The sequence below is a fragment of the Microbacterium sp. NPDC055683 genome, assembly GCF_053617895.1.
On sequence record NZ_JBSHGQ010000047.1, the window covers coordinates 1 to 26,615 of the forward strand.

Sequence of the window (26,615 nt, forward strand, 5' to 3'; positions counted from 1 at the left end):
GCCCCCTCGCCGGTCGAGCACGCGCGGCCTCTGGCTGCTCCGAGACGGCCGGCCCGGCGCCCATCGGCTCCGGCGCGGTCGGCGCGGCCCCGTCCGGCTCGGTCGCGAGGGGCTCGGTCGCGAAGGGCTCGGTCGCGAGGGGCTCGGTCGCGATCGGCTCGGTCTCCGTGTCGTCCGCACCCGCCGGCGTGTAGCGCCGCTCGTGGTAGCGGGGCTCGTCTCCGCCGACGTCCGACGCCTCGGGGTCGTCGTCGCGGAGGATGATCCGCCCCTGCGAGTCGAAGCGCCCAGGGCGATGCGCGGAATAGGCCATCCCCTCACGGTAGGAGATCGGGCTGGACGAGGCGTGTCAGCGGACGAGGAGTCGGCCGCGAGGCGCCACCGGGAGCACGCCACGGCGCGCACTACGCTGGGCGTGTGACGCACGCGCTGCCCGAGCTCCCGGCCCGAGACAGGCTCCTCATGGCGCTCCGGCGTCGATCCCCCTGGCTCGTGCCCCTCGCACTCACGGTGCTCGCCGGACTCCTGCGCATCGTCGGGCTGGGCCATCCGCACGAGCTCGTCTTCGACGAGACGTACTACGTCAAGGACGCGTGGACGCTCCTGAGCCTCGGGTACGAGTCGCAGTGGCCGGACGACGCCAACGCGAGCTTCGTCGCGGGAGACGCCGACGTCTACACGACCGAGGCGTCGTTCGTCGTGCACCCCCCGCTCGGCAAGTGGATCATCGCGCTGGGGATGCTGCTCTTCGGCGCCGACTCCGGGTGGGGCTGGCGGATCGGAACCGCGGTCGTCGGAACGCTGCTCGTGCCGCTGCTGTACGCCGTCGCGCGGCGTCTCACGGGCTCGATCGCGACGGCCGGCGTCGCCGGGCTGCTGCTCGCCGTCGACTCCCTCGCGATCTCGATGTCGCGCGTCGCGCTGCTGGACGGGATCCTCGCGCTCTTCGTGCTGCTGGGGTTCTGGTTCGTCATCCTCGACTGGCACGACACACGGGACCGCGTGCTGGGCGATCAGACGTCGGCGTGGGGGCCCGTCGTGTGGACGCGGCCGTGGCTGCTCGCCGCGGGCGCCGCGTTCGGCGCGGCGAGCGCCGTGAAGTGGTCGGGACTGTACGTGCTCGCGGGAGTGGGCATCGGGCTCGTCGTCGTCGACGCGCTCTGGCGGAGGCGGGCGGGAGTGCGGGAGTGGTACTTCTCGGCCATCCTGCGACAGGGCCCCGCCACCTTCCTCCTGCTCGTGCCCGTGGCGCTCGTGGTGTACCTGCTGTCGTGGTCGGGCTGGCTCCTCACGACCGGCGGGTACGACCGGTCCAGCGACCCGAGCCCGCTCGTCGCGCTGTGGACCTACCACCAGGCCGTCTACGGCTTCCACGTGGGGCTGAGCTCGGGCCATCCGTACGCGAGCCCCGCGTGGCAGTGGCCGCTCCTCCTGCGCCCGACGGCCATGTGGCTCTCGCGGCCCGAGGCCGGGACGACGACATGCGCATGGTCGGACGACTGCATCGGCGTCATCTCGAGCATCCCGAACCCCGTCGTGTGGTACGCGGGCTGCGCGGCCGCTCTGTACCTCGTCTGGCTGCTCATCCGCACGCGGCGCGCACGCTACGGGCTGCCGCTGGCCGGCCTCGCCGTGACGTACGCGCCCTGGCTGCTGTACCCCGAGCGCACGGTGTTCCAGTTCTACACGGTCGTCATGCTGCCGTTCGTCGTGCTCGCGCTCGCGATGGCCCTGCAGCATCTCGCCCGTGCCCGCGACCCGCAGCTCCTCGCCGACCCCACCCCCGTCGAAGTCGCCTTCGCCGAGCGGCACGCCGCCCGCACGCAGCGCGCCTGGCGCATCGCGATCGCCGTGTTCCTCGCCGTCGCGCTCGCGAGCGCGGCGTTCTACCTCCCGCTCGCGGTCGGGATCATGGAGCCGTATCCGCTGTGGCAGCTCCACAACTGGATGGCGAGCTGGGTCTGAGCCGCATGCACGAGACCCCCGGAGCATCCGCTCCGGGGGTCTCGTGTCGTGCGCTCAGCGCTGCGTGGCTGCCGTGTCGGTGTCGGTGTCGACGAACGGATCGAAGCCGTCGTAGGCGGGGCGGAGCGCGGGGTCGTCGTCCGTCGCCTTCGGCATGCGGGCGATCCAGAGGATGCCGATGAGGAAGGCGACGAGGCTCGTCGCGGCCATGAGGAAGAAGATCGCCGAGGCGCCGAAGGCGATGAGCGAGGGGATCCAGAGTCCCACGACGCCCGCCACGACGCGCGTGAACGCGATCGTGATGCCCTGCGCGGTCGCACGGTGCGACGTCGGGAAGAGCTCCTGCGACCACACCTTGTACATGGGCTCGCCGGCGACGGCGCCCGCGATCGAGTACAGCACCCCGAACACCATGAGCGTGACGACCGTCACGCCGAGCGTGGCCGGGAGGAGGAACGCCACGAGGCTCACGGCCGCCATGACGGCGAACCAGACCATGCGCCGAGGGCCGTCGACGACGCGCATCATGAAGAACACGGCCGCCATGCTCACGAGGACGATCCCGAGGCTGATGGCCGACGACGTCGAGACGGAGACCCCCGCGACCTCGACGTACAGGTAGCTGCCGAACTGGCCGTTGATGTTCGCGGCGATGTTGACGAGCGAGTAGAACAGCGCCGTCGCGACGAGCGCCGCGAGGTAGCGCGGCTTCAGGAGCTCCCGTGCGCGCGGAGCGCCCTCGACGGCGACGAGCGTCGTGGTCGTCTTCCACGCCTGCGACTCCGGCAGGCGCATGCGCAGCACCAGGACGACGAGGCCGACGACGACGAGGTGCCCGTACAGGATGCGCGCACCCAGCTCGCCGAGTCCCCCGATGACGGTGCCGAACAGGAAGACGGCGATGACACCGGCCATCCAGAGGAAGTGGGAGAACGAGATCAGCTTGCCGCGGTTGTCGTCCGTCGCCGCCTCCGCGACCATCGCGAGCGAGACGGGGAGGTCGGCCCCCGCGGCGAACCCGAGGAGCACGATGCCCAGGTAGAGCCAGGCGATGCCGGGCGAGAAGGCGAGGATCGCCGCACCGACGATGAACAGCGACAGCGTCGCGAGGAAGGTGCGCTTGCGGCCGATGCGGTCGCCGACGACGCCTCCGACGACGGCTCCCGCGGCGATCGAGAAGGTCAGCAGCGAGGAGAGCGGGGCGATCGTCTCGATGCCGAAGCCGAACGCCTGGCCGTAGAGCACGAGGGCCGTGCCGGTCGAGACGATGGCGCCGGCGTCGAGGTACGAGACCATGCCGGCGAGGAAGGCGACCCACCAGGCGTGGCGGGCGGTGGAGCGGGGTGAGCTCACGGGGAGTTCTCCTTCGAACGGGTTATCGGGTGAAGCGGTGGGTGCCGGAGCCGACCTCGACCGGGTCGCGTCCCGGCAGATCGACGACGGCGACGACGTTGGGCGGGACGACGACGAAGGCCTCCAGCGGGCTGTGCTCCGTCGCGTCGGGTCCGGCAGCCTGCCAGGACACGCGGATCTCGCCGTAGACCGAGTCGAAGCGCGCGTCCGCCCTCGACACGAGCCCCGCGCGCGGACGCACCAGCACGCGGCGGTAGCCGGGCGCGAGCGGCGCGATGCCTCCGACGTCGCGGTGCAGCCAGTCGGCGACGGCGCCGAGTGCGTAGTGGTTGAACGACGTCATCTCGCCGGGGTTGATCGAGCCGTCCGGCAGCATCGAGTCCCAGCGCTCCCAGATGGTCGTGGCGCCCATCGACACGGGGTAGAGCCAGCTCGGCAGCTCCCGCGTCTGCAGCATGCGCTGCGCCGTGGCGCGGTGACCCGAGATCGTGAGCGCGTCGCTCACGATCGGCGTGCCGACGAAGCCGGTGCCGATGCGATGCCCGCCTCGCTCCACGATCGCGGCCAGCCGGGCGCCCGCCGCGGGAACGAGCTCGTCGGGCAGGAGGCCGAACACGATCGCCACGGCGTACGCGGTCTGCGCGTCCGACATCATGCGGCCGGCCGGCGTCACGTACGCGCGCTGGAAGGCGGCGCGCACCTCGTCGGCGAAGTCGCCGTAGACGGCGGCGTCGTCGTCGCGGCCGAGGAGGGCGGCGGCCTCGGAGACGAGACGCGCCGACAGGTGGGCGTAGGCGGTCGCGACGAGGTACGGGTCGGTCTTCGCCTCGAAGGGGCGGTCCGGCGGAGCCGTCGGGTCGAGCCAGTCGGCGAGCTGCATGCCCTTCTCCCACAGCCCGTCCACGCACTCGCCGCGCACGACGTCGACCCACGCGCGCATGCTCGGGTACTGGCGCTCGAGCACGGCGAGGTCGGCGAACTGCCGGTGCAGCACGCTCGGCACCACCGTCGTGACATCGCTCCACGCGGCCATGGGCGACGGCGGGAAGAGGTTCTGGTCGATGAGCGGCGAGTACAGCGGGCCGATCCCGCCGATGCGCGCCTGGTCGGCGGCGACGTCCTCCATCCACGACGACAGGAACGCCTGCGTGTCGAAGAGGTAGCCGGCGGTCGGCGCGAACACCTGGATGTCGCCCGTCCAGCCGAGCCGCTCGTCGCGCTGAGGGCAGTCGGTGGGCAGCGACACGACGTTGCCGCGCGTGCCCCAGACGACGTTCTCGTGCAGCCGGTCGATGTCGGGCACGTCGGTCGACAGCCAGCCGGTCCGGACGAGGTCGGTGTGCAGGACCTCGGCGACGACCTCGACGTCGCCCTCGGCGACACCCGTGATCTGCGCGTACCGGAATCCGTGGAACGTGAAGCGGGGCGTCCACTCCTCCTCGCCGGCGCCCGCGACGACGTACTCGTCCGCCGCCTCCGCGAACCTCAGGGGACGGACGCCGAGCTCGTCCTGCTCGAGCACCTCGGCGTGACGGAGCGCGACCACGGCGCCCTCCTCGCCCCTGACCCGGATGCGGAGACGGCCGACGAGGTTCTGACCGAAGTCGAGGATGGCCTCCCCGGAGGCGCTGCGCACGACCTGCGCGACGGGGAGGGTCTCCGTCACGCGCACGGGAGGGAGCGCCGCCGGCCGGAGCCGCGCGGGGTCGGCCTCGACGACGATCGCGGGGGCCGCATCCGGCAGCGCACCGGCCGGTGCGAGGCCCGTGTCGGCGAGGCGGGCGTCGTACCGCTCCCCCTGGTAGATGCTCGCGAAGCGGACGGGGCCGGCCGTGGTCGCCTGCCAGGTGCCGTCGGTGACGAGGGTCTCCACCGACCCGTCGGCGTACTCGATGCGCAGCTGCGCGGAGAGCGCGCGCGGTCCGTGCCAGGTCCGGAGGAAGTCGCCGTCGAATCCGAAGTACTCGCCGTACCACCCCGGCCCGACCCACGCGCCGATGGCGTGCGCTCCCTCGCCGAGCCGGTCCGTGACGTCGACCGTGGAGAAGAGGAGGCGATCGCGGTACGCCGTCCACCCCGGTGCGAGGAGCTCGTCGGAGACGACCTCGTCGTCGATGCGCAGCTCGACCACGCCGTGCGCCGTGTACGACAGCAGCGCGCGGGCGACGGGACGGGTGATCGCGAGGTCGCGACGGAAGCGGCTCACGCGGCGCGCGGGGCCGTCCGCCCGCAGGCTCTCGCGCACCTCGTCGGAGGTCGCGCCGTCGCGCACGGTGGCGGGGGGCGCGGCGTCGGACGAGTCGTCGTCGGCGGCCGCGATGAACGCCGCGGTCCAGTCGGCGGGGACGAGGGGCCCGGCCTCCACGGCGACCCACTCGCTCGCGGGCACGCGCTCACCGTCGACCCCGGTCGGCGCGACGCGCACGTGCGCCGTCTCGTAGGCCGTCAGCGGCGCCCAGGGCCAGACGACCGACGCGCTCTCGCCGCCCGCGACCTCGTGCCGCTCGACGACGTCGCCGCGCCGCAGCTCGAGCACGGCGGATGCCTGCCGCCAGCCCGGCGCCTCCGTCTCGACGCGCCACGTCAGCGCGGGGCGGGCATCGCCCGCGTAGCGCGGTGCGCCGCGTCCGCCTGCGCGGAGCTCGGCCACTCGGGCGGGGGTGGTCTGCGACATCGTCGTCCTCCTGCGGTGCGTCTCGCGGCCCGCAGCAGCAGCGGCGCCGAGCCCGCGCGATCAATTCCTAGCGATCGCTCGGGTTTTGTATGAAACGATTTAACCACAGAGGCGGCGAAGGCGGGAGCCGCAGCCCCCGCCTTCGCCCCGATATCCGCTCAGCCGTCGAGGCCGCCCCGGCGCGCGACCTCGCCGAGCCACGCGAGGCTCGGCTTCGGGGTGCGCGCGAACGTCTCGCGGTCGAACGCGATGAGCCCGAACGTCGGCCGGTAGCCGCTCGCCCACTCGTAGTTGTCGAGCGCGCTCCAGTGCTGGTACGCGCGCACGTCGATCCCGTCGGAGATCGCCCTGTGCAGGCCCTCCAACGCGCCGCGCGTGTACGCGATGCGCCGGGTGTCGTCGGACGTCGCGATCCCGTTCTCCGTGACGAGCACGGGCGTCCCTCCCGAGAGCTCCCACGCCGACCGCACTCCGAGCTCGAGCGCCTCGGGGAAGAACTCCCACCCCGTGAGCGTCGTCTCGACGCCGTCGGCCACGGGCCGCGGGCCCTCCGGGCCGATGAACGTGCGCGTGTACGCCTGCACGCCGACGAAGTCGTCGCCCGCCGACTGCTCGAGGTACCAGAAGTCGCGCGGATGGCCGTACTCGACGAGCTTCTCATCGGCGCCGGGCTCGCCCGTCGAGTGGAACGCCTGCGTCGCGATCGTCCATCCCGCCTGCACGCCGGGAACGGAGTGCAGGATCTCGCTCGCGCGACGGTGCGAGGCGAGCAGCGTGTCGGCCACCGCGAGATCGGGGTTCGGCAGGCCGTACGCGACGAGGTTCGCCGCGTCCTCTCCGCCCGCGAGCATCGCCGCGATGTTCGGCTCGTTGATCGTGCACACGTACCGCACGCCATCGAGCAGCGGCAGCACCGTCTCGGTGTAGCGGGCGAACAGGTCCACGGCGTCGGGCGCCCGCCAGAAGCCGTCATCCTGGAACCATCGCGGCACCGTGAAGTGCATGAGCGTGACGGTCGGGTCGAGCCCCGTCTCTCGGGCGGTGTCGATCATGCGCCGGTAGTGGTCGAGGGCGGCGCGCGAGACGAAACCGCGCTCGGGCTCGATGCGCGCCCACTCGATGGAGAACCGGTAGGAGTTCAGGCCGGCCTCCGCGAGGAGGCGCATGTCCTCGGGATAGCGGTGGTAGTGATCGGCGGCGTCGCCCGAGGGCTCCACCATGGCGGATCCCGGAGCGTGCTCCATGACCCACCAGTTGCTGCCGATGTTGTTCCCCTCCACCTGGTGCGCCGCCGTGGCGGCGCCCCAGAGAAAGCCTTCGGGGAATGAGAGCACGGATGCTCCTCTCGCTGGTCGTTTCGGATGGCCGCCCGCGCTCAGCGCGCGCGGGCGGGGTTCGGCACGGCGTCCAGGAGGCCGACCGTGTACGGGTCTTCAGGGTGCTGCAGCACGTGGGCGGTCTCGCCGCGCTCGACGACGCGCCCGCGATTGAGCACGAGGATGTTCTCGGTGACGAGCCGGGCGCTGAGCAGATCGTGCGTGATGTAGAGCATGCTGATGCCCCACCGCTCGCGGAGGTCCTCGAGCAGGGCGAGCACGCCCGCGCGCAGCGAGACGTCGAGCATCGACACGGGTTCGTCGGCGATGAGCACCTGCGGGTCGCTCGCGAGCGCCCTGGCGATGACGACGCGCTGGCGCTGGCCGCCGGAGAGCTGGTGCGGGAGCTTCGACGCGAACTGCTCGACGGGCGACAGGCCCACGGTGTCGAGAAGCTCGAGCACGCGCGCGCGGGCGTCCCGGCCGCGCAGCCCCGTGTAGTTCACGACGGGCCGGGTCAGCGTGTACTCCACCGTGTGCAGCGGGTTGAGCGCCGCATACGGATCCTGGAACACCATCTGCACGTCCTTGCGGAGATCGCGGAGCCCCCGCCTGCGCAGCGACGGCACATCGACGTCGCCGAACCGGATGGTGCCGGACGTCGGCTTCTCGACGCCCGTGATGAGCTTCGCGAGCGTCGACTTGCCCGATCCCGATGCGCCCACGAGCGCGAGCGACTCCCCCGGTTCGAGGCGGAACGACACGTCGTCGACGGCCGTCACGGGCTCCTGGCCGCGACGCGGCGCGGGGTACGTCTTCGACGCGCCCTCGACGACGATGGCGGCGTCGGCACGGCGGGCGTCGCGCTTCGCGACGGTCGGCACGGTCTCGGTGAGATCGGCACGGGCCGCGCCCTCCGCCCGCCGGGAGCCGGCGTCGACGAAGCCGGGGATCACGATGCGCTCGGCACGCGGGTCGGCGTAGTGGCTCAGCAGCATGCGCGTGTACGCGTCCTGCGGCCGCTCGAGGATGTCGCGGCTCGGCGCGTCCTCGACGATGCGCCCCTCGTGCATGACCATGACGCGGTCGGTCGCCTCCAGGACGATGCCGAGGTCGTGGCTGATGAGGATCGCCGTGAAGTCCTCCGTCCGCTGCAGTGCCTGGATGGTGTCCATCACGGCGTGCTGCACGAGGACGTCGAGGGCCGTCGTCGGCTCGTCGAACACCATGAGCTGCGGCTCGAGCGACAGCGCGATCGCGATGGAGGCGCGCTGGCGCATGCCGCCCGACAGCTCGCCGGGGTAACGGTCGAGCACCTCGGGCTTCAGCCCCACCTTCTCGACGAGCTCGCGGGCGCGCGCCTCGCGGGCGGCCCCCGCGACGTGCTCGTGCGCCGCGAAGACGTCGAGGAAGTGGTTCCGCACCGTGCGCACGGGGTTCAGGGCGTTCATGCCCGACTGCAGCACCATCGCGAAACCGCCCTGGCGCTGTCGGCGCAGCTCCTCCGCGCCGAGCTCCCGGATGTCGCGGCCTCCGAAGAGGATGCGGCCCGCGCTGATGCGCGCCGGCGGCTTCTGCAGGCGCGTGAGCGCGAAGCCGAGCGTCGACTTGCCCGAGCCCGACTCGCCGACGAGCCCGACGAACTCGCCGCGACGCAGGGTGAACGACACGTCGTCGACCGCCGTGACGGGGGTCGCGCCCGGCGACGCGTACTCGACCGACAGCCCCTGGACATCCAGCAGGATCTCGCGATCGTCCATGCTCATCGTCCCTTTCCTTCCCGCAGACGCGGATTCGAGATGCCGTCGACGCCGAAGTTGATGAGCGTGAGGCTCAGGGCGAGGAGGGCGATGCAGAGGCCGGGCGCGAACAGGAGCAGCCACTGGCCGGTGAGGAGGGAGTTGGAGTTCTGCGCCCAGTAGAGCATCGTCCCCCAGCTGACGATCGACGAGTCGCCGAGCCCCAGGAACTCCAGGCCGGCCTCCGCGAGGATGGCCGCCGTCGCGGCGCCGAACAGCGTCCCGGCGATGATCGACGTCATGTTGGGAAGGATCTCCCGGAACACGATGCGCGCCGGCCCGTCGCCGGAGAACTGCGCCGAGGCGACGAAGTCGCGGCCGCGCAGCGACTGGGTCTGGCTGCGCAGCACGCGCGCACCCCACGCCCATCCCGTCACGACGATGACGGCGATGATCATGAGCATGCCGCCGTTCTGCAGGTACGCCGCGATGACGATCATGAGCGGGAGGCCGGGGATCACGAGGAAGAGGTTGACGACGAACCCGACGGCCTCCGAGGCGAAGCCGCGCAGGTAGCCCCAGCTGAGGCCGATGAGCACGGCGACGATCGTCGAGAGGATGCCCGCGGCGAACCCGACGACGAGGCTGATCTGCGCGCCGTAGAGGAGCTGGCTGAGGACGTCCTCGCCCGCGGCCGTCGTGCCGAGCCAGTGCTCCCACGAGGCGTCGGCGTTGCGCTCGAACCCGTTGTCCTTCGGGCCGTACGGGGCGAGCACGGGCGCGAAGACGGCGGCGAGCACGAACACCCCGAGGATGCACAGCCCGATCCGCGCCTTGCCGTTGCCCCACAGCGTCGCGACCATGCGGCCGAGCGAGCGCCAGCGGCTCGGCACGGCGATGGGGCTCGGGGGCGTCTTGACGTTCATGGTGGAGGTCATCGGCGGGTCCTTGGGTCCAGCACGCCGTACAGGATGTCGACGAGGAAGTTGGCGATGAGCACGCTCACGGTGATCATCAGGAAGAGCGCCTGCATGAGCGGGTAGTCCTGCCCGATCACGGCGTTGAAGAGCAGGTAGCCGATGCCGGGGTATCCGAACACCTGCTCGACGAGGATCGATCCGCCCACGACGCCGCCGAGCGTGAGGCCGAAGCCCGTGAGGTTCGGCAGGATCGCGTTGCGCGCGGCGTACCGGATGGCGATGGTGCGCCCTCGGAGCCCGTTCGCCTCGGCGAAGGTGACGTAGTCGTCGCCCAGCGTGTTGATCATCGAGTTGCGCATCCCGATGATCCAGCCGCCGAGCGACGTGAGGAGGATCGTGAGCGCCGGCAGCGCCGCATGCCGGACGAGATCCGAGACGAACTCCCAGGTGAGGCCCGGCGTCGTCGTGGCCGCATAGGCGCCCGTCGTCGGGAACCAGTGCAGCACGTACCCGAGGAAGAAGAGGAGCAGCAGCGCGGTCCAGAAGTAGGGGAAGGTGCTGAGGAACGATCCGGACAGGGTCGGCAGCGAGTCGAGCCACGTCCCCCGCTTCCATGCGGCGAGCACGCCGATGAGCGTGCCGACGACGAAGGCGAGGATCGTGACGATGCCGACGAGGCCGATCGTGTACGGCAGCGCGGCCGACACCATGCTCGACACGGTCTGCGGATAGAACGTGTACGAGACGCCGAAGTCGAGGGTCGCGACCTGTCCCAGGTAGGCCACGTACTGATCCCACAGCGACCCCGTCGGCACACCCAGCTGGGCCTCGATGGCCGCGCGGGTCGCCTCCGACACGGGGCCGTTCTGCGACAGCTTCGCGATGGCGGCGTCGGCGGGCGAACCCGGCATGAGCCGCGGGAGGAAGAAGTTCAGGGTGATCGCCGCCCACAGGGTGAGGACGAACAGGCCGAGCTTCTGGAGCAGGTACGTCACTTCTCCTCCTCCACCCGCTCGAGCCGCGGGAAGATCGCCAGCGGAGCGGAGTCGTAGTTCTGGGGGATCATGTAGGGGTCGTCGGCAGAGGGCCATCCGGTGAACTTGGCGTCGCTGAAGAGCCCCCAGCTGCCGCCGTAGTAGAGGCCGATGACGGGGAGCTCGTCGTAGACGATGTTCTGCAGCTCGCGGATGATCTCGGTCTGACGCTCCGGATCGACCGTCGAGCGGTACTCCGTGAGGAGCGCATCGGCCTCGTCGGAGCGGAAGCGCTCGAAGTTGTTCGCCGTGGTCTCGCCGCTGGGCACGTAGAAGTCGCTCGAGAGCAGGCTGTTGAACGACTGGTAGACCTCGCCGTTGCCCATGCCGCCGATCGCCATCTCGAAGTCGCCGTTCGCGATCGCGCTCTGGTACCCGGCGGGCTGCGGGAGCTCGAGCGACACCGCCACGCCGACCTCGGCGAGCTGGCGCTGCACGGCCTGCGCCGCCCGCGTCCAGTCGGAGTACCCGTTGGCCGTCGTCAGCGAGAAGGAGAGCTGCTCCCCCGACTCGTCGACCAGCCGGTCGCCCTCGAGCGCGTACCCGGCCTCCGCGAACGCCGCGAGCGCGGCGTCGCGGTCCTGCGCGAGGACGCCCTGGTCGGGGATGGAGGGGTCGAGGTACTCCTCCTGGTTGGGGAGGATGAGCCCGGTCTGGCCCGCCGGCTCCATGTACCCCTCAGACGCCGTCTCGGCGATCTCGTCGCGGTCGAGCGCGAGCGCGATGCCGCGGCGCACGTCGACGTCGTCGAAGGGCGCCTGCTCCAGGTTGGGGACGAGCGAGATGATGCCCACGGGCGGGAACCACCACTCGTTGCTGTCGCTCGCGGCACCCCACGTGCCCTCCACGTCGGAGATGAAGGAGTACGCCCAGTCGTACCCGCGCGTCACGGTGTCGAGCTGCGTGTTCGTGGCGGGGAGGATGATGTGCTCGATCTCGATCGAGTCGGCCTGCCAGTACGACGGGTTCTTGTCCATCGAGTACTGCTGGTCGTTGTAGTTGCCGAGCACGAACGGCCCCGTGCCGACCGGGTCCTCGTTGCGCCAGGTGCCGGGGTCGTCGACCTCGGCCCAGATGTGCTCGGGGACCATGAAGGTCTTGCCGATGATCGAGAGCGCGGGGGCGTCTTCGCCCTGGAGGCGGAATGTCACCGTGTCGCCGTCTGCCTCGACGCTCGCGAGGTGCTGCCAGGCGCCGTAGATGTCGTTGGCGGGCGTGGCCTGGAGCATCGCGAACGTGAACGCGACGTCGTCGGCGGTGAACGGCTCGCCGTCGCTCCAGACGACGTCGTCGCGGAGGGTCATCGTGATGGTCTCGGCGTCGGGCTGCTCCCACGAGGCGGCGAGCCACGGGGTGAGCGAGCCGTCGAGCGGGTTCACGAGCACGAGCGGCTCGTAGATCCACCGCGACGCCGTGCGCGTGTTCGTCAGGTAGGGGTTGAACGTGCGCGTGAAGAGCGGGTTGCCGTGGTCGGCGTTGATGAGCATCGTGTTGTCGCCGATCGAGGGATCGGGCTGCGACGTGATCTGGATGCTGCACCCGCTCACCGCGAGCGCCGCGGCGGCGAGCCCGACGACGGCGGCTCTGCGCCAGCGCCGGAGTGTGTGCGTCATTGACACGGTGTGACCTCATGTCGTCTCTGTCATAAGGGGTCCGCTCGTGCGAGGGGCCCGCGGCGATATCGCCGCTGCACGAGTGTAAGCGCATACATTCGCGGAATGCAAGGGCTTGACCGGCGGGCGCGCGTTCCCGTTCGGCGGTCAGGCGCTGCCGCGCAGCACGACCTCGACCGGCAGCCGCACCGACATCGGCGCGGCACCGGGAGCATCGAGACGCCGCGCCAGCACCTGGATGGCCGCCCGGCCGAGCTCGCGCATGGGCTGGCGGACGGTCGTCAGCGACGGCGTGGACAGCGCCCCCGCGTCGATGCCGTCGAAGCCCGTCACGACGAGATCCCCCGGGACGTCGACGCCCGCCGCGTGCAGCGCGTCGAGCACGCCGAGGGCCATCTGGTCGTTCGACGACATGAGCGCGGCGGGGAGTCCCTCGGCGATGAGCCGCTCCCCCACCCGGCGCCCCGACGACCGCGTGAAGTCGCCGTGGCGCACGACGACATCGTCGAGCGGGCATCCCGCGTCGGCGAGCGCCGCGCAGAAGCCCTCCCAGCGCTGCGCGCCGTCGGGCGAGTCGTCGGGGCCGGCGAGATACACAGGGGCGCGGCCTCCCGTGCGTGCGAGCACGTGGCGCGTGAGCGCGGCCATCCCCTCGGTGTTGCTCACCGTGACGTGGTCGTGGCGGTCGCCATGCCGGGGCCCGGCGAGCACGACGACCGGAACGCGCTCGGCGAGCCGCTCGAGCATGGGATCGGCGACGCTCCCCGCGAGCACGACGAGCCCGTCGACGCGACCCGCCATGTCGCGCACGGTCGCGGTCGCGGGATCGCCGCGCCCGACGCCCACCATGAGCACGAAGCCCCGCCGCCACGCCTCCAGCTCGGCCCCGCGCAGCACCTCGTCCTGGAACAGCATCGAGGCGCGGCCGTCGTCGCGCGGCCCGTCCTCGCGCACGACCGTGTACGGACCCGCCTGGCCGTCGGCGAGGACGTCGAGCGGCGGGATGCCCTCCACGGCGTCGAAGCCGGGGAAGTACAGCCCCAGCACGCCCGTGCGGCGCTCGGCGAGCCCGCGCGCGCTGCCGCTCGGCACGTATCCGAGATCGGTCACGGCGTCGAGCACGCGGTCGCGGGTCGCGGGGCGCACGGCGTCGGGAGTGCGCAGCACGCGCGACACGGTCGCGATCGACACGCCGGCGCGCTCGGCGACGTCGTAGACGGTGGGCGCCTTCGTCACGGTGCACCTCCTGCGGTCGTCGACGGGCGCGAACAAGGGTAGCCCCCGGGATCGGCGCGATCCCGGGGGCGTGCCGGTCGGGTCAGTTGAACTCGAGCGGGTGGGCTCCCACGCGGCCCGAGCCGTCGAGGGGATCGAGGGCGTCGATGGCCGCCACCTCGGCGTCGGTGAGCGCGAAGCCGAACACGTCGAAGTTCTCGGCCATCCGCTCCTTGCGCGTGGACTTCGGGAAGACGACGAACCCCTTCTGCAGGTGCCAGCGGATGACGGCCTGCGCGGGTGTCACGCCGTGCGCGGCCGCGGCGTCGGCGACGGCGGGGTCTCGAAGAGGGGGTACTTGCCCTGGCCGAGCGGGCCCCACGACTCGATGCGGGTGCCGTGGGCCTCTGCCCAGGCGAGCACGTCTCGCTGCTGGTAGGCGGGATGCAGCTCGATCTGGTCGACCGCGGGCACGACGCCCGTGTCGGCGACGATCCGGTCGAGGTGCTCCGGCAGGTGGTTCGAGACGCCGATCGAGCGCGCGAGACCCGCATCGCGGATCTCGACGAGCTTCGCCCACGCGTTCGAGTAGGTGTCCTTCTCGGGGGTCGGCCAGTGCGTGAGGTACAGATCGACGTGGTCGAGCCCGAGCTTGTCGAGGCTCTCCCGGATGGCGTCGTGCGGCTGCTCGCCCGGCTGCCGGTCGTTCCAGAGCTTGGTCGTGATGAAGAGCTCGTCGCGCGCGATGCCGCTCTTCGCGATCGCGGCGCCGACGCCCTCCTCGTTGCGGTAGATGGCCGCGGTGTCGATGTGCCGGTAGCCGACCTCGAGCGCCTCGGCGACGGCCTTCTCGGCCTCGGCGGGCGGCACGAGGAAGACCCCGAAGCCGAGCTGGGGGATGTCGTATCCGGAGTTGAGCGTGACGGTGGGAACGGTCATGCCTCCACCCTATTGAGGCACGACCGCTCTCGGACCGGTTCGACGCGAAGTCGTCAGACGCGCGCCGCCTGAACGGCGTCGACGCGGGCGAAGAGGGCGTCGAACACGTTCGCGCGATCGAACTGCAGGGCGTGGTCGCGGGCGCGCTCCTCCCACTCGGCGCGCTCGACCGCGTCCATCCCGATCGCGCGGTCGATGGCCGCGGCGATCTGGTCGGGCGCATCGACGTCGACGATGAGCGCCGTGTCGCCGACCGCCTCGCCCACCCCGCCCGTGACGGTCGTGATCGCCGGCCCGCCGCCCGAGAGGGCCTTCTCGGCGAGCGCGATGCCGAAGGTCTCGACGAACTCCGGTCGCGGCTTGGTGGGGAGCACGTAGGCCGCGGCGCCCGCGAACAGGAACGGCTTCTCGGCGTCGTCGACGTCGGTGAGGAACACGATGCGGTCGGCCACGGGCGACGCGGCGGCGAGGTCGCGCAGCTCCTGCTCCTCCGGCCCGCGACCGGCGATCACGAGCGCCTTCGTCGCCGGCGCCGACGAGGCCGCGAAGCCCGCGATGAGGTCGTCCACGCCCTTCGCCCGTGCGAGACGGGAGAGATAGAAGACGTAGCCGTCGCGCGCGAGGCCGCGAGCCGCGAGGTGGCGGTCGACGGCGTCGTCGTCGAGGCCGAGGAAGAGCGAGGCGTCGATGGCGGGGAAGGAGATCGCGATGCGCTCGGCGCAGCGGTCGCCGTAGGTCGTGCCGTGGCGCGCGTCGAGCACGCGCGCCTCCTGCACGATGAGGTCCTTCGTGTACTGCGACACGGCGACGCACACATCGCTCGCGAGGTACCCCTCGAGCACGTGCGCCGCGGCCCCGAAGCGGCCCTGCTCGACGCACTGCCGCACGACGTTCGTCACGTCGGACCCCACGGCCTCGGCGACCGTGACGACGTCGACGGGGAGCCCGGTCCGGCGGGCGACCTCGACCGCGTCCGTGACCGCCGTCGTGTGGGGGCTGAGGTAGAGCGACATCGCGACCGTGGGGGTGCCGTCGGTGAAGAGCTCGACCAGACGGCCGACGAGTCCCCCGATGTACCGGCCGTCGACGACCTTGTAGTCGCCCACGGGCTCGGGGCGCTCCACGACGATGCCGTCGCTGTACGGCAGCACCGACTCGAGCGGCTTGAGCGGGAGCCCTGCCGCCTGCAGCCGCTCGATGGGCCACGTCACGATGCGCACCTCGTCGAAGCCGCGGGTCAGCGCCGCCTCGGCGAGATTTCGCGCCTCGCCGGAGTGGCCGCAGATGACGGGATCGGCGCGGACGACGATGACGAGGCGACGGGTCATGGGCGGCTCCTGTTCGGGGGCGGGATGGCCGTCGGGTCGGGGCCCCGACGGCGGTGCGCGCGATCATACGCGATGCATGTGTCGACACCGTGGCCCTCGCATCACGCCGGGCGCGGCGCACCCGGGACGGCTCGCGGCACGGCGGCGCCCGGTGCGGCGGCGCCCGGTGCGAGGGCGGCGTCGGGCGCTCAGCGGAGCGAGCGCGAGCTCGGCGCCGGCTCGTGCGGGTGCGACGGAGGCCGCTGCGAGGTCGCCCAGCCCGACGGATCGGGGCCGAGGTCGACCTCGAGCACGCCGCCCTCGCGCAGCGCGGCGCCGGACAGCCAGGCGGCCTCTCGCGCCGCGCCGTTCCACCGCACTCCCTGCACGTACTGCGGCGCGGTGTCGCGCCCCACCGGGCGGAAGCCGTTCGCGATGACGCGGAGCTCCTTCTCCCCCGCGAGCGCGATGCGGGCGTCGGGCCATGCCGGGGCGTTGAGGAGGACGATGTCCTGCCCGGCGACCGGGAACATCCCGAGCGACGCCCAGACGGTCCATGACGACAGCCCGCCGGAGTCGTCGTTGCCGGGGAGTCCGCCCGGCCCCGTGCCGAACATCTGATGGAGGCCGGCGTGGACGATCTCGGTGGTGCGGTCGGGTCGTCCGGCGTACGTGTACGCCCACGGCGCCTCCATGTCGGGCTCGTTGTTGAGCCCTTCGAAGCGGCCCAGCGCGTAGCCGCCCTCCATCTCCACGTCGCCCGGGCGCACGCCCGGCTGGGTGACGGGTGCCGCTCCGAACCCGAAGAAGCGGTCGAGCATGCCCGTGAACGCGTCGTCGCCGCCCGCGAGGGCGATGCGCCCCGCCATGTCGTGCGTGAGGCGGTAGGAGTAGTTGTGCTTGGTGCCCTCGTAGAACGTCGAGTCGCGCAGCAGCCCGGTGTCGAGGTCGAAGGCGTTCCGCCACCGGCCCGCGAGCGCCAGGCACTCCTCGCGCACCCGGCTGTCTCCGACGACGGCGGCGACCTGCGCCGTGCACCAGTAGCCGAACGCGATGTCGAGCGTGTGCGTGATGGGGTCGGCGCGGCCGTGGGTGAGGAAGTCCTCGCCGTAGGTGCGGCGCAGGTCGGAGAGCATGTGCACGAGCGCCCACTCCCAGTCGATCCCCTCGAAGCCGGCCTGGCAGAGGTCGGCGAGGAAGGTGTGCGCGAGCGCGCTCGCCTGCCGGGAGAAGCGGTCGGAGCCCTTGGCCATCCGGTACCCGATGGGGAAGTTGCCCTCCTCCTCGCAGATCGTCACGAGCGCGTTGCCCAGCTCGACGGCGCGATCGGGGCGCAGCAGCGTGAGCAGCGGGAGCTGCGTGCGGTAGATGTCCCACATGGTGCAGAGGTCGTAGACGAACGGGCCCTTGGAGGGCCAGAAGGGGCTCTCGTTCATGGCGAGCGACGGCTTGATGAGCGAGTGGTAGAGCGCCGTGCCGAACACCGTGCGCCGTTCGGCCGATGCGGCGCGGCGGGCGGCGCCGTCCTTCTCGCGCGGATCGTCCGGCAGGTCCTTCAATCGGACCTGGCCGAGGTGCTCCGTCCACACGAGCTCGGTCGCCCTGCGGCGGTCGTCGAACCAGCCCCCGCCGGGGCAGTCGGCCTTGAGGTTGCGGGCCGCCCGGTCGACGCCGCGGAGGGAGAACCCGATCTTCAGCTCGATCGTCTGGCCCTCGGTCGTGGGCCCCGCCCACATCAGGCCGAACGAGCGGAGCGTCGTGGGGCGGATGGCGTCGAAGTCGAGGCGTTTGCCGCCGGGCATGAGGCGGCGGTCATACCAGAGCAGCTGGCGCCAGCTCGTCGCGTCGGTCTCCATGTGCAGGGCGAGGGGCGTGCCCTCCACGACGATCTCGCCCTCCGCCTCGCCGGGGCCCGTCGACTCGAGGTGGGCGCGCAGCGGGATGGTGGCGCCGTACGGGATGTCGAGGCCGCCGAGCGAGAGGTCGACGACGAGGCGCGCGTCGCGGTGCTTCGGGAACGTGTAGCGGTGGACGGCGCTCTTCTGGCCGACCGTCACCTCGCAGCGGATGCCGTTCGCGAGCGTGCACGCGTAGTACCCGGGAGAGGCGACCTCGTCGGAGATGTCCCACCGCTCGCCGAGCGCGTCGAGCGACCCGAGCATGGGCGTCACCCGCACGTAGTTGTAGTACTTGCGGATGGCGCCGGTGCCCGACTGCTGGAAGTGGGTGATCCCGCTCGCGACGGGACGGTCGCGCATGCGCGGCGGCACGCCCTCCGTCGAGAGGTCGTACTCCCCGTAGCCCGTCGGGTAGGCCCCCGAGTACGCGCACGCCGACACCATGCCGAGCGGGAAGGTCGCACCGGGATGCGTGTTGCCGATCTGCGGCTTCGGCCACCACCACGTCGAGGCGATGCCGTGCGGCGCGGGGAGCTGGGTGGGCTGCGTCCCGATGAAGGGATCGACGTCTGCGAGCTTCACCCGCCCGACGCTACTCCCGCCGTGAGTCGCGGCGGTTACGCGACGGCGCGCGCACGTGTCGCGTCGGCGCCTCCCCGTACGCTGGCGGGATGAGGATCACCGCCGCGGCAGACGGCTCCGCCCTGGGCAACCCGGGCCCCATGGGATGGGCCTGGTACATCGACGAGACCCGCTGGGCGGCGGGAGGGGCGCGCCACGGCACGAACAACCAGGGCGAGCTGCAGGCCGTGCTCGAGCTGCTGCGCGCGACCGCCCCCACCGACGAGGCGCTCGAGATCGCGTGCGACAGCCGCTACGTGATCGACTCCGTCACGAAGTGGATGCCCGGCTGGAAGCGCAAGGGGTGGCGCAAGGCCGACGGCAAGCCCGTGATGAACGTCGACATCATGCAGGCGATCGACGAGGCGATGGCGGGGCGCGACGTGCGGTTCACGTGGGTCAAGGGCCACGCCGGCCATCCGCTCAACGAGGCGGCCGACGCGCGCGCGAACGGCGCCGCGCAGGCGTTCCAGCGCGGCGACGATCCGCAGCGCGGGCCGGGGTTCGCCCCGCTGCCCGGCACGGCGCCCGCCCGCTCCGGCGCGCCGGACTCCGCTCCGGCGGCGAGCGTGGCGCCCGAGGCGGCGCCTGCCGCGAGCGTGGCGCCCGTCGTCGACGATGCGCTGTGGGCATCCGACGACGAGCTCGCGCTCTTCCCGCAGGCCGACGACGAGATGGTGCCCGTCGAGGTGCTGCTCTCGCCCGAGGAGTACGCGCGCCTCAAAGCGCGCGCCGCCGCGTGGGACGTCAGCCCCGCCGAGGCGCTGCGCCGGCTGGTGTGAGGGCGTCGTCGGGCTCGCGCGGGCGGTACACGAGCGTGACGAGCACGACCGAGATCATCATGAGCAGCAGCCACGACACGAGCTTCGCGAGCGAGACCGGCTGCCATCCGTCTGCCTGATCGGGGTAGATCCACGCGCCCGCCGCGGTGCCGATGTTCTCGGCGATCCAGATGAAGAACGCGACCCCCGCGAACGCGGCGAGCACGGGCATCCGCCGCCACGGGCGCGCCGCGTGATTTCGGAAGTGCATCGTGCAGCGCGCGTAGAGCACGACGACGAGCGCGAGGAGCACCCAGCGGGCGTCGGGCAGGTAATGGTGCGCGAAGAAGTTCGCGTAGATGCCCGCAGCCACGACGGCCGTCGCCCACACCGGCGGGTAGCGCCGGAACCGCAGCTCGAAGAGCCGGAAGACGCGCACCATGTACGAGCCGACGGCCGCGTACATGAACCCCGTGTAGAGCGGGACGCCCGCGATGCGGAGGACCCCGCCGTCCTCGTACGCCCATGAGCCGACGCCCGTCTTGAAGACCTCCATGACGGTGCCCACGACGTGGAAGAGGAGGATCACGCGCAGCTCCCGCCCCGACTCCAGCCGCGCGAGGAGCATGGCCGCCTGGATGGCGACCGCCGCGACGACGAGGGCGTCGGTGCGCGCGACGGGCGCGTCGTCGGGGTACCAGAGGCGGGCCGCGACGATCGCGGCGAGCATCGCCGCGCCGAACACGCACGCCCACGCCTGCTTCGCGACGAAGACGGCGAGCTCGACGAGCACGCGCCGCCGGCCATCCGGCTCGAGGGCGTCGAGGCGGCGGCGGGCCCACGCGTCGATCCGCTGCTCAAGCGAGGTGAGGGCGCGCGCCATGCGCCGATCCTAGGGCCGCCGCGTGCGGGGGCACCGAGCGCGCATCTAGACTGGAAGGCTATGTCCTCCCCCGTCATCGCCTACCCGGCAGAGCTCCCCGTCAGCGCCGCGCGCGACGAGATCGCCGCCGCCATCCGCGACCACCAGGTCGTCATCGTGGCGGGCGCGACCGGGTCGGGCAAGACGACGCAGCTGCCGAAGATCGCCCTCGAGCTCGGGCGCACGGCGATCGCCCACACGCAGCCGCGCCGCCTCGCGGCGCGCACGATCGCGGAGCGCATCGCGGAGGAGCTGCAGGTCGAGCTCGGCGGCATCGTCGGCTACAAGGTGCGCTTCACCGACCAGGTCTCGGACGCGACCCGCATCGCGCTCATGACCGACGGCATCCTCCTCAACGAGATCCACCGCGACCGCCTGCTGCGCCGGTACGACACGATCATCGTCGACGAGGCGCACGAGCGGTCGCTCAACGTCGACTTCCTCATCGGGTACCTCACGCGCATCCTGCCGGAGCGCCCCGACCTCAAGGTGATCATCACGTCGGCGACGATCGACCCCGAGTCGTTCGCCCGCCACTTCGCCGCGCCGGACGGCACCCCTGCCCCCATCATCGAGGTGTCGGGGCGCACCTTCCCCGTCGAGGTGCGGTACCGCCCGCTGCTGGCGGACACGACGCAGGAGAATCGGGGCGGCTCGGCGGCTGCTCCCGCGCAGACCCGGGAAGCGGATGGTGCCGGTGCGCCGGATCTCCTGCCGGATGTCCCCGTGGACGAGCGGCCCTACGACGTCGAGGACGACGTCTCCGCCATCGTGCAGGCGCTGCGCGAACTGGAGCGCGAGGCACCGGGCGACGTGCTCGTCTTCCTCCCGGGCGAAGCCGAGATCCGCGATGCCGCCGACGCCGTGCGCGGCGCGTTCCGCAGCCAGAGCGCACCCACCGAGGTGCTGCCCCTGTACGGCCGGCTGAGCGCCGCCGAGCAGCACCGCGTCTTCGAGCGATCGACGGTCGCGGGCGTCAAGCGCCGCGTCATCCTCGCCACGAACGTCGCCGAGACGTCGCTCACGGTGCCCGGCATCAAGTACGTCGTCGACACGGGCACGGCGCGCATCTCGCGCTACAGCAACCGCGCCAAGGTCCAGCGCCTGCCCATCGAGGCCGTCTCGCAGGCGTCGGCGCAGCAGCGCTCGGGCCGTGCGGGGCGCACGAGCGCGGGCATCGCCATCCGCCTGTACGCGCACGACGACTTCGCGAAGCGGCCCGACTACACCGAGCCGGAGATCCTCCGCACGAGCCTCGCATCGGTCATCCTGCAGATGCTCTCGCTCGGGTTCGGCGACATCTCGGAGTTCCCGTTCCTCACGCCGCCCGACTCCCGCGGCGTGCGCGCGGCGCTCGACCTGCTCGTCGAGCTCGGCGCCGTCCACCCCGCGCGCCCCGGTCAGGAGCCGCGCCTCACGCGCATCGGCCGCGACATCGCGCGCCTGCCGATCGACCCCCGCTTCGCCCGGATGCTCGTGGAGGCCGGCCGCAACGGCACGCGCCGCGAGGTGCTCGCGATCGTCGCCGGCCTCTCGATCCAGGACGTGCGCGAGCGGCCGGAGGACCAGCGCGAACAGGCCGACCAGGCGCACGCCCGCTTCGCCGACCCGACGAGCGACTTCCTCACCCTGCTGGCGCTGTGGGACCACCTGCAGGAGAAGCAGCGCGAGCTCGGCTCGAGCGCGTTCCGGCGGCTGTGCCGGGCCGAGTTCCTCAACTACGTCCGCGTGCGGGAGTGGTTCGACGTGCACCGCCAGTTGCAGGGCCTCACGCGCGGGCTCGGCCCGAAGGACGAGGCGCGCACAGGCGCGGCGGACCCCGCCGACGTGCACCGCGCCATCCTCGCGGGTCTGCTCTCGCAGATCGGCGTGCTCGACGAGCGGGAGGCGAAGAAGGACCCGCGCGCACGGAGCGCCGAGTACCGCGGCGCGCGCGGCGTACGGTTCTCGATGTTCCCGGGTTCGGTGCTCCGCAAGCGGCGTCCGCAGGCCGTCATGGCGGCGGAGCTCGTGGAGACCTCGCGCCTGTTCGCCCGGACGGCCGCGGCGATCGACCCGGCCTGGGCCGAGGCGCTCGCGGGCGACCTCGCGAAGCGGCAGGTGTCGGAGCCGCACTGGTCGAAGGACTCCGGCGCGGCGATCGCCTACGAGAAGGTCACGCTGTTCGGCGTCGAGATCGTCGCACGCCGGCGCATCCTGTTCGCGAGGGTCGACCCGACGGCGGCGCGCGAGCTGTTCCTGCAGCACGCGCTCGTCGAGGGCGAGTGGGACCCGTCGGCGCTCCCCGCCGCCACGACGGCGTTCCTGCGGCAGAACGCCGAGCTGCGACGGCGGCTGGAGCGGCTCGAGGACCGCGAGCGGCGGCGCGACATCCTCGCCGGCGACGAGGCGGTGTACGGCTTCTACGCCGCCCGCATCCCCTCCGACGTGTTCGACGTGCGATCGTTCGAGGCGTGGTGGCGGCAGGCGCGCGAGCGCACGCCGAAGCTGCTGACGATGCGCGAGGAGGACCTCGTCGACGGCGCGGCGACCGCCGACGCGCGCGACTTCCCCACCCGCTGGACCCAGGGCGACCAGACCCTCAACCTCGCGTACCGCTTCGAGCCGGGTGCGCCGGACGACGGCGTCACGGTGGTCGTGCCGCTGCCCCTGCTCGCATCGCTGCGACCGGACGGGTTCGACTGGCAGGTGCCGGGGTTCCGGGCCGAGCTCGTCACGGCGCTGCTCAAGGCGCTGCCCAAGGCCATCCGCCGCCACGTCGTGCCGGCGGCCGACTGGGCGGCGCGCTTCGCCGAGGAGCTCGAGGGACGGGGGCCAGAAGACGCCGGAGGGCTGCCCGACACCCCGCTCGTGGAGGCGCTCGCGCGACTCGTGCAGCGTGCCGCGAGCCAGCCGGTGACGCCCGCCGACTTCGACCTCGAGCGCGTGCCCCCGCACCTGCGCATGTCGTTCCGGGCGGTGGACGGCCGCGGTCGCGCCGCGGGATCGGCGCGCGACCTGGACGAGCTGCAGAGGAGCCTCGCCGATCGCGCCAGGGACAGCGTCGCGCGCGAGATCGACAGGGTCCCCGCCGCCGGAGCGAAGGGCGGCCGCAGGGCCGCGTCCGTCGCGGAGGCCTCGGGGGTCGCCGCCCCCGCGTCGATCGAGCGCACGGGCCTCACGGACTGGACGATCGGGGCGCTTCCGGAGGTCGTCGACACGAAGGTCGCCGGCGGCGTCGTGCGCGGATACCCCGCTCTCGTCGACGAGGGCGCCACCGTGGCCATCCGCCTCGAGGCGACACCGGATGCCGCGGCACGGCTCACGCGCACGGGGCTGCGCCGGCTCGTGCTGCTGCAGGTGGCGTCGCCCTCGTCGTACGTGCAGGAGCACCTCACGGCGAAGGAGAAGCTCGCGCTCGCGGCATCGCCGTATCCGTCGGCGAAGGCGCTCATCGAGGACTGCCGCGCGGCCGTGGCCGACGCGGTGCTCGCGCGCGCCGGGGCGGTGCGCGATCGGGCGGCGTTCGAGCGGGTGCGCGACGAGGTGTCGCGCGGATCGGTCGACGACGTGTTCGCGGCGGTGTCGCTGGTCGCGCGCATCCTCACCCTCTCGCGCGACGTCGAGCGGGCGATGAAGGGGGCGACGTCGATGGCCCTGCTCGGCGCGCTGAACGACGTGCGCGGGCAGCTCGACGGTCTGCTGTTCCGCGGGTTCGTGTCGGCGACCGGCACGGAGCGGCTCGCGCAGCTGCCGCGCTATCTCGAGGGAGCGCGGGTCCGGCTGGAGGCGCTGCCCGACAATCCGGGCCGCGACCGCGCGTGGATGACGGAGTACGAGCGCGCGCACGCCCTGTTCGCGGAGGCGGGCGGGACCATCCCGCTGCCGGCGGATGCGCCGGCAGCGCTCGTGCGCGCCCGCTGGCTCCTGGAGGAGCTGCGGGTGAGCCTGTTCGCGCAGCGGCTGGGCACGGCCGAGGCGGTGTCGCTGCAGCGGATCGCGAAGGCGCTGCAGGGCTGACGGACGCCGCCCGCTTTCGCCTCGCCGGAGCCCACCAGGTATCTTGATGTCGAGACAGAATCGCGCCACATCGTCTGGAGTCGCCTCACCCATGTCAAAGATCATCTACACCCACACCGACGAGGCGCCGCTGCTCGCGACGTACTCGCTGCTGCCGATCATCTCGGGCTTCGCCTCCAAGGCCGGCGTGGAATTCGAGACGCGCGACATCTCGCTCGCGGGCCGCATCATCGCGCAGTTCCCCGAGCGCCTCACCGAGTCGCAGCGCCTCGGCGACGCGCTCTCCGAGCTCGGCGAGCTCGCTGACGAGCCGAGTGCGAACATCATCAAGCTGCCCAACATCTCGGCATCGGTGCCGCAGCTGAAGGCCGCCATCGCCGAGCTCCAGGCGCAGGGCTACGACGTGCCCGACCTGCCCGAGGACCCGAAGACCGAGGACGAGAAGGACATCGCGGCCCGCTACGACAAGGTCAAGGGCTCGGCCGTCAACCCCGTCCTGCGCCAGGGCAACTCCGACCGGCGCGCGCCGGGAGCCGTGAAGGCGTACGCGAAGGCGCACCCGCACCGCATGGGCGCCTGGTCGGCCGACTCGAAGACGTCGGTCGCGACGATGGGCCGCGACGACTTCCGCTCGAACGAGACGTCCTTCGTGTCCCCGTCCGACGACGTCCTGCGCATCGAGCACGTCTCGACGGATGGCACGGTGACGGTCCTCAAGGAGAAGCTCCCCGTCCTCGCGGGCGAGGTCGTCGACGCGACCTTCCTCAGCGCGAAGGCGCTCGACGCCTTCCTGGCCGACGCCATCCGCACCGCGAAGGCCGAGGGCGTGCTGTTCTCCGCCCACCTCAAGGCCACCATGATGAAGGTCTCCGACCCGATCATCTTCGGCCACGTCGTCAAGGCGTACTTCGCGCCCGTCTTCGCGCGCTACGGCGCCGACCTCGCGGCCGCGGGCCTCTCGGCGAACGACGGCCTCGGCGGGATCTTCGCGGGGCTCGAGAAGCTCCCGAACGGCGCCGAGATCAAGGCGGCCTTCGACGCCGCCCTCGCCGAGGGCCCCGAGCTCGCGATGGTCAACAGCGACAAGGGCATCACGAACCTGCACGTCCCGAGCGACGTCATCGTCGACGCCTCGATGCCCGCCATGATCCGCATCGGCGGGCATATGTGGGGCCCCGACGGCGCCGAGAAGGACACGCTCGCCGTCATCCCCGACTCGTCGTACGCCGGCGTCTACCAGGCCGTCATCGACGACTGCAAGGCGAACGGCGCGCTCGACCCGACGACGATGGGCACCGTCCCCAACGTCGGCCTCATGGCGCAGAAGGCCGAGGAGTACGGCTCGCACGACAAGACGTTCGAGATCGCCGAGGCCGGAACCGTGCGCGTGGTGAACGGGGCGGGCGAGGCCGTCCTCTCGCACGAGGTCGAGCAGGGCGACATCTGGCGTGCCTGCCAGACGAAGGACGCGCCCATCCGCGACTGGGTGAAGCTCGCCGTCACGCGTGCCCGGCTGTCGAACACGCCGGCCGTGTTCTGGCTCGACGCCTCGCGCGCGCACGACGCGAACCTCATCGCCAAGGTCGAGGCCTACCTCCCCGAGCACGACACCGAGGGTCTCGACATCCGCATCCTCGCCCCGGCCGAGGCGACGACGTTCTCGCTCGAGCGCATCCGCCAGGGACTCGACACCATCTCGGTGACGGGCAACGTGCTCCGCGACTACAACACCGACCTGTTCCCGATCCTCGAGGTCGGCACGTCGGCCAAGATGCTCTCGATCGTCCCGCTCATGGCCGGCGGCGGCCTGTTCGAGACGGGAGCGGGCGGCTCGGCGCCCAAGCACGTGCAGCAGCTCGTCGAGGAGGACTACCTCCGCTGGGACTCGCTCGGCGAGTTCTTCGCCCTCGCGGCGTCGTTCGAGCACCTCGCGCAGACGACCGGCAACGGCAAGGCGCAGGTCCTCGCCGACACGCTCGACGCCGCCACCGGCACGTTCCTCGACGAGGACCGCTCGCCCGGCCGCAAGCTCGGAACGATCGACAACCGCGGGTCGCACTTCTACCTCGCCCTCTACTGGGCGAAGGAGCTCGCGGCGCAGACCGCCGACGCCGAGCTCGCCGCCGCGTTCGCCCCGCTCGCCGAGACGCTCACGTCCGCCGAGCAGACGATCGTCGACGAGCTCGTCGCCGTGCAGGGGAAGCCCGCCGACATCGGCGGCTACTACCGCCCCGACGCCGCGAAGACGGCCGCCGTCATGCGCCCGTCCGCGACGCTCAACGCCGCGATCGACGCGCTCTGACCGCTCGGCGAGACGCCCGGCCTTCGAGGGCCGGGCG

The 26,615-nt window shown here is 72.1% G+C and carries 15 protein-coding genes and 2 pseudogenes; 4 read left to right on the plus strand and 13 right to left on the minus strand.

Annotated features, from left to right (window positions below):
• Positions 1–313, minus strand: a pseudogene (locus ACWGPF_RS15170) (DUF4407 domain-containing protein); the annotation flags it as partial.
• A 104-nt stretch (positions 314–417) separates the two neighbouring features.
• On the opposite strand from ACWGPF_RS15170, the gene ACWGPF_RS15175 reads away from it, so the two are divergent.
• Entirely contained in the window at positions 418–1,965 is a 1,548-nt protein-coding gene (locus ACWGPF_RS15175; protein ID WP_452333589.1) for a dolichyl-phosphate-mannose--protein mannosyltransferase, read from the plus strand.
• A 54-nt stretch (positions 1,966–2,019) separates the two neighbouring features.
• Here the strand turns inward: ACWGPF_RS15175 and ACWGPF_RS15180 are convergent, their stop codons facing one another.
• From ACWGPF_RS15180 to ACWGPF_RS15230, 11 genes and pseudogenes are all read right to left on the minus strand, one after another.
• On the minus strand, positions 2,020–3,318 hold the full coding sequence (locus ACWGPF_RS15180) for an MFS transporter (protein WP_452333590.1): 1,299 nt from the start codon (positions 3,316–3,318) through the stop codon (positions 2,020–2,022).
• Positions 3,319–3,340: 22 nt separating this feature from the next.
• Positions 3,341–5,992 carry a family 78 glycoside hydrolase catalytic domain gene (locus ACWGPF_RS15185; RefSeq protein ID WP_452333591.1) on the minus strand — a complete coding sequence of 884 codons (2,652 nt, stop codon included), beginning with the start codon at positions 5,990–5,992 and terminating at the stop codon, positions 3,341–3,343.
• 158 nt (positions 5,993–6,150) lie between these two features.
• Positions 6,151–7,326 carry a glycoside hydrolase family 1 protein gene (locus tag ACWGPF_RS15190; RefSeq protein ID WP_452333592.1) on the minus strand — a complete coding sequence of 392 codons (1,176 nt, stop codon included), beginning with the start codon at positions 7,324–7,326 and terminating at the stop codon, positions 6,151–6,153.
• Between the two features lie 41 nt (positions 7,327–7,367).
• Positions 7,368–9,068: an ABC transporter ATP-binding protein gene (locus ACWGPF_RS15195; protein ID WP_452333600.1), complete on the minus strand. Its 1,701-nt coding sequence runs from the start codon at positions 9,066–9,068 to the stop codon at positions 7,368–7,370.
• A gap of 2 nt (positions 9,069–9,070) precedes the next feature.
• Positions 9,071–9,985 (minus strand): ABC transporter permease, encoded by a 915-nt coding sequence (locus ACWGPF_RS15200; RefSeq protein WP_345436556.1) that lies wholly within the window; start codon positions 9,983–9,985, stop codon positions 9,071–9,073.
• The gene (locus ACWGPF_RS15205; RefSeq protein WP_345436558.1) at positions 9,982–10,962 is read right to left on the minus strand and encodes an ABC transporter permease; all 981 of its coding nucleotides are present in this window, start codon (positions 10,960–10,962) and stop codon (positions 9,982–9,984) included. The genes ACWGPF_RS15200 and ACWGPF_RS15205 overlap by 4 nt, the downstream gene beginning before the upstream one ends.
• A complete protein-coding gene (locus ACWGPF_RS15210; RefSeq protein WP_452333593.1) occupies positions 10,959–12,614 on the minus strand; it encodes an ABC transporter substrate-binding protein in 1,656 nt (551 codons plus the stop codon). The genes ACWGPF_RS15205 and ACWGPF_RS15210 overlap by 4 nt, the downstream gene beginning before the upstream one ends.
• A gap of 147 nt (positions 12,615–12,761) precedes the next feature.
• Positions 12,762–13,850 (minus strand): LacI family DNA-binding transcriptional regulator, encoded by a 1,089-nt coding sequence (locus ACWGPF_RS15215; RefSeq protein ID WP_345436564.1) that lies wholly within the window; start codon positions 13,848–13,850, stop codon positions 12,762–12,764.
• Between the two features lie 82 nt (positions 13,851–13,932).
• A pseudogene (locus ACWGPF_RS15220) lies at positions 13,933–14,768 on the minus strand (aldo/keto reductase).
• Positions 14,769–14,821: 53 nt separating this feature from the next.
• Entirely contained in the window at positions 14,822–16,096 is a 1,275-nt protein-coding gene (locus ACWGPF_RS15225) for a glycosyltransferase (protein WP_452333594.1), read from the minus strand.
• Positions 16,097–16,284: 188 nt separating this feature from the next.
• Positions 16,285–18,555, minus strand: a complete 2,271-nt coding sequence (locus ACWGPF_RS15230) for a glycoside hydrolase domain-containing protein (protein ID WP_452333595.1) — start codon at positions 18,553–18,555, stop codon at positions 16,285–16,287.
• 89 nt (positions 18,556–18,644) lie between these two features.
• Here ACWGPF_RS15230 and ACWGPF_RS15235 point away from each other — a divergent pair, with 89 nt between their 5' ends.
• Positions 18,645–19,376, plus strand: coding sequence for a ribonuclease H family protein (locus tag ACWGPF_RS15235; protein WP_452333596.1), 732 nt, complete (start codon positions 18,645–18,647; stop codon positions 19,374–19,376).
• On the opposite strand, the gene ACWGPF_RS15240 is transcribed toward ACWGPF_RS15235, so the two are convergent.
• Positions 19,342–20,238: a DUF817 domain-containing protein gene (locus ACWGPF_RS15240; RefSeq protein ID WP_452333597.1), complete on the minus strand. Its 897-nt coding sequence runs from the start codon at positions 20,236–20,238 to the stop codon at positions 19,342–19,344. The two genes, ACWGPF_RS15235 and ACWGPF_RS15240, sit on opposite strands and share 35 nt — an antisense overlap.
• A gap of 60 nt (positions 20,239–20,298) precedes the next feature.
• Between ACWGPF_RS15240 and hrpA the strand changes: the two genes are divergently transcribed.
• Both hrpA and ACWGPF_RS15250 read left to right on the plus strand, forming a co-directional pair.
• The gene (gene hrpA, locus ACWGPF_RS15245) at positions 20,299–24,276 is read left to right on the plus strand and encodes an ATP-dependent RNA helicase HrpA (RefSeq protein WP_452333598.1); all 3,978 of its coding nucleotides are present in this window, start codon (positions 20,299–20,301) and stop codon (positions 24,274–24,276) included.
• A gap of 91 nt (positions 24,277–24,367) precedes the next feature.
• Positions 24,368–26,578 (plus strand): NADP-dependent isocitrate dehydrogenase, encoded by a 2,211-nt coding sequence (locus ACWGPF_RS15250; protein WP_452333599.1) that lies wholly within the window; start codon positions 24,368–24,370, stop codon positions 26,576–26,578.
• Positions 26,579–26,615: the final 37 nt, after the last annotated feature.

Excerpts from the sequence above, each read along its gene's own strand:
- ACWGPF_RS15200 (WP_345436556.1), bottom strand. The coding sequence starts at position 9,985 with ATGACCTCCACCATGAACGTCAAGACGCCCCCGAGCCCCATCGCCGTG.
- ACWGPF_RS15225 (WP_452333594.1), bottom strand. The coding sequence starts at position 16,096 with ATGACCCGTCGCCTCGTCATCGTCGTCCGCGCCGATCCCGTCATCTGC.
- hrpA (WP_452333598.1), top strand. The coding sequence starts at position 20,299 with ATGTCCTCCCCCGTCATCGCCTACCCGGCAGAGCTCCCCGTCAGCGCC.
- ACWGPF_RS15185 (WP_452333591.1), bottom strand. The coding sequence starts at position 5,992 with ATGTCGCAGACCACCCCCGCCCGAGTGGCCGAGCTCCGCGCAGGCGGA.
- ACWGPF_RS15240 (WP_452333597.1), bottom strand. The coding sequence starts at position 20,238 with ATGGCGCGCGCCCTCACCTCGCTTGAGCAGCGGATCGACGCGTGGGCC.
- ACWGPF_RS15195 (WP_452333600.1), bottom strand. The coding sequence starts at position 9,068 with ATGGACGATCGCGAGATCCTGCTGGATGTCCAGGGGCTGTCGGTCGAG.
- ACWGPF_RS15235 (WP_452333596.1), top strand. The coding sequence starts at position 18,645 with ATGAGGATCACCGCCGCGGCAGACGGCTCCGCCCTGGGCAACCCGGGC.
- ACWGPF_RS15210 (WP_452333593.1), bottom strand. The coding sequence starts at position 12,614 with ATGACGCACACACTCCGGCGCTGGCGCAGAGCCGCCGTCGTCGGGCTC.
- ACWGPF_RS15250 (WP_452333599.1), top strand. The coding sequence starts at position 24,368 with ATGTCAAAGATCATCTACACCCACACCGACGAGGCGCCGCTGCTCGCG.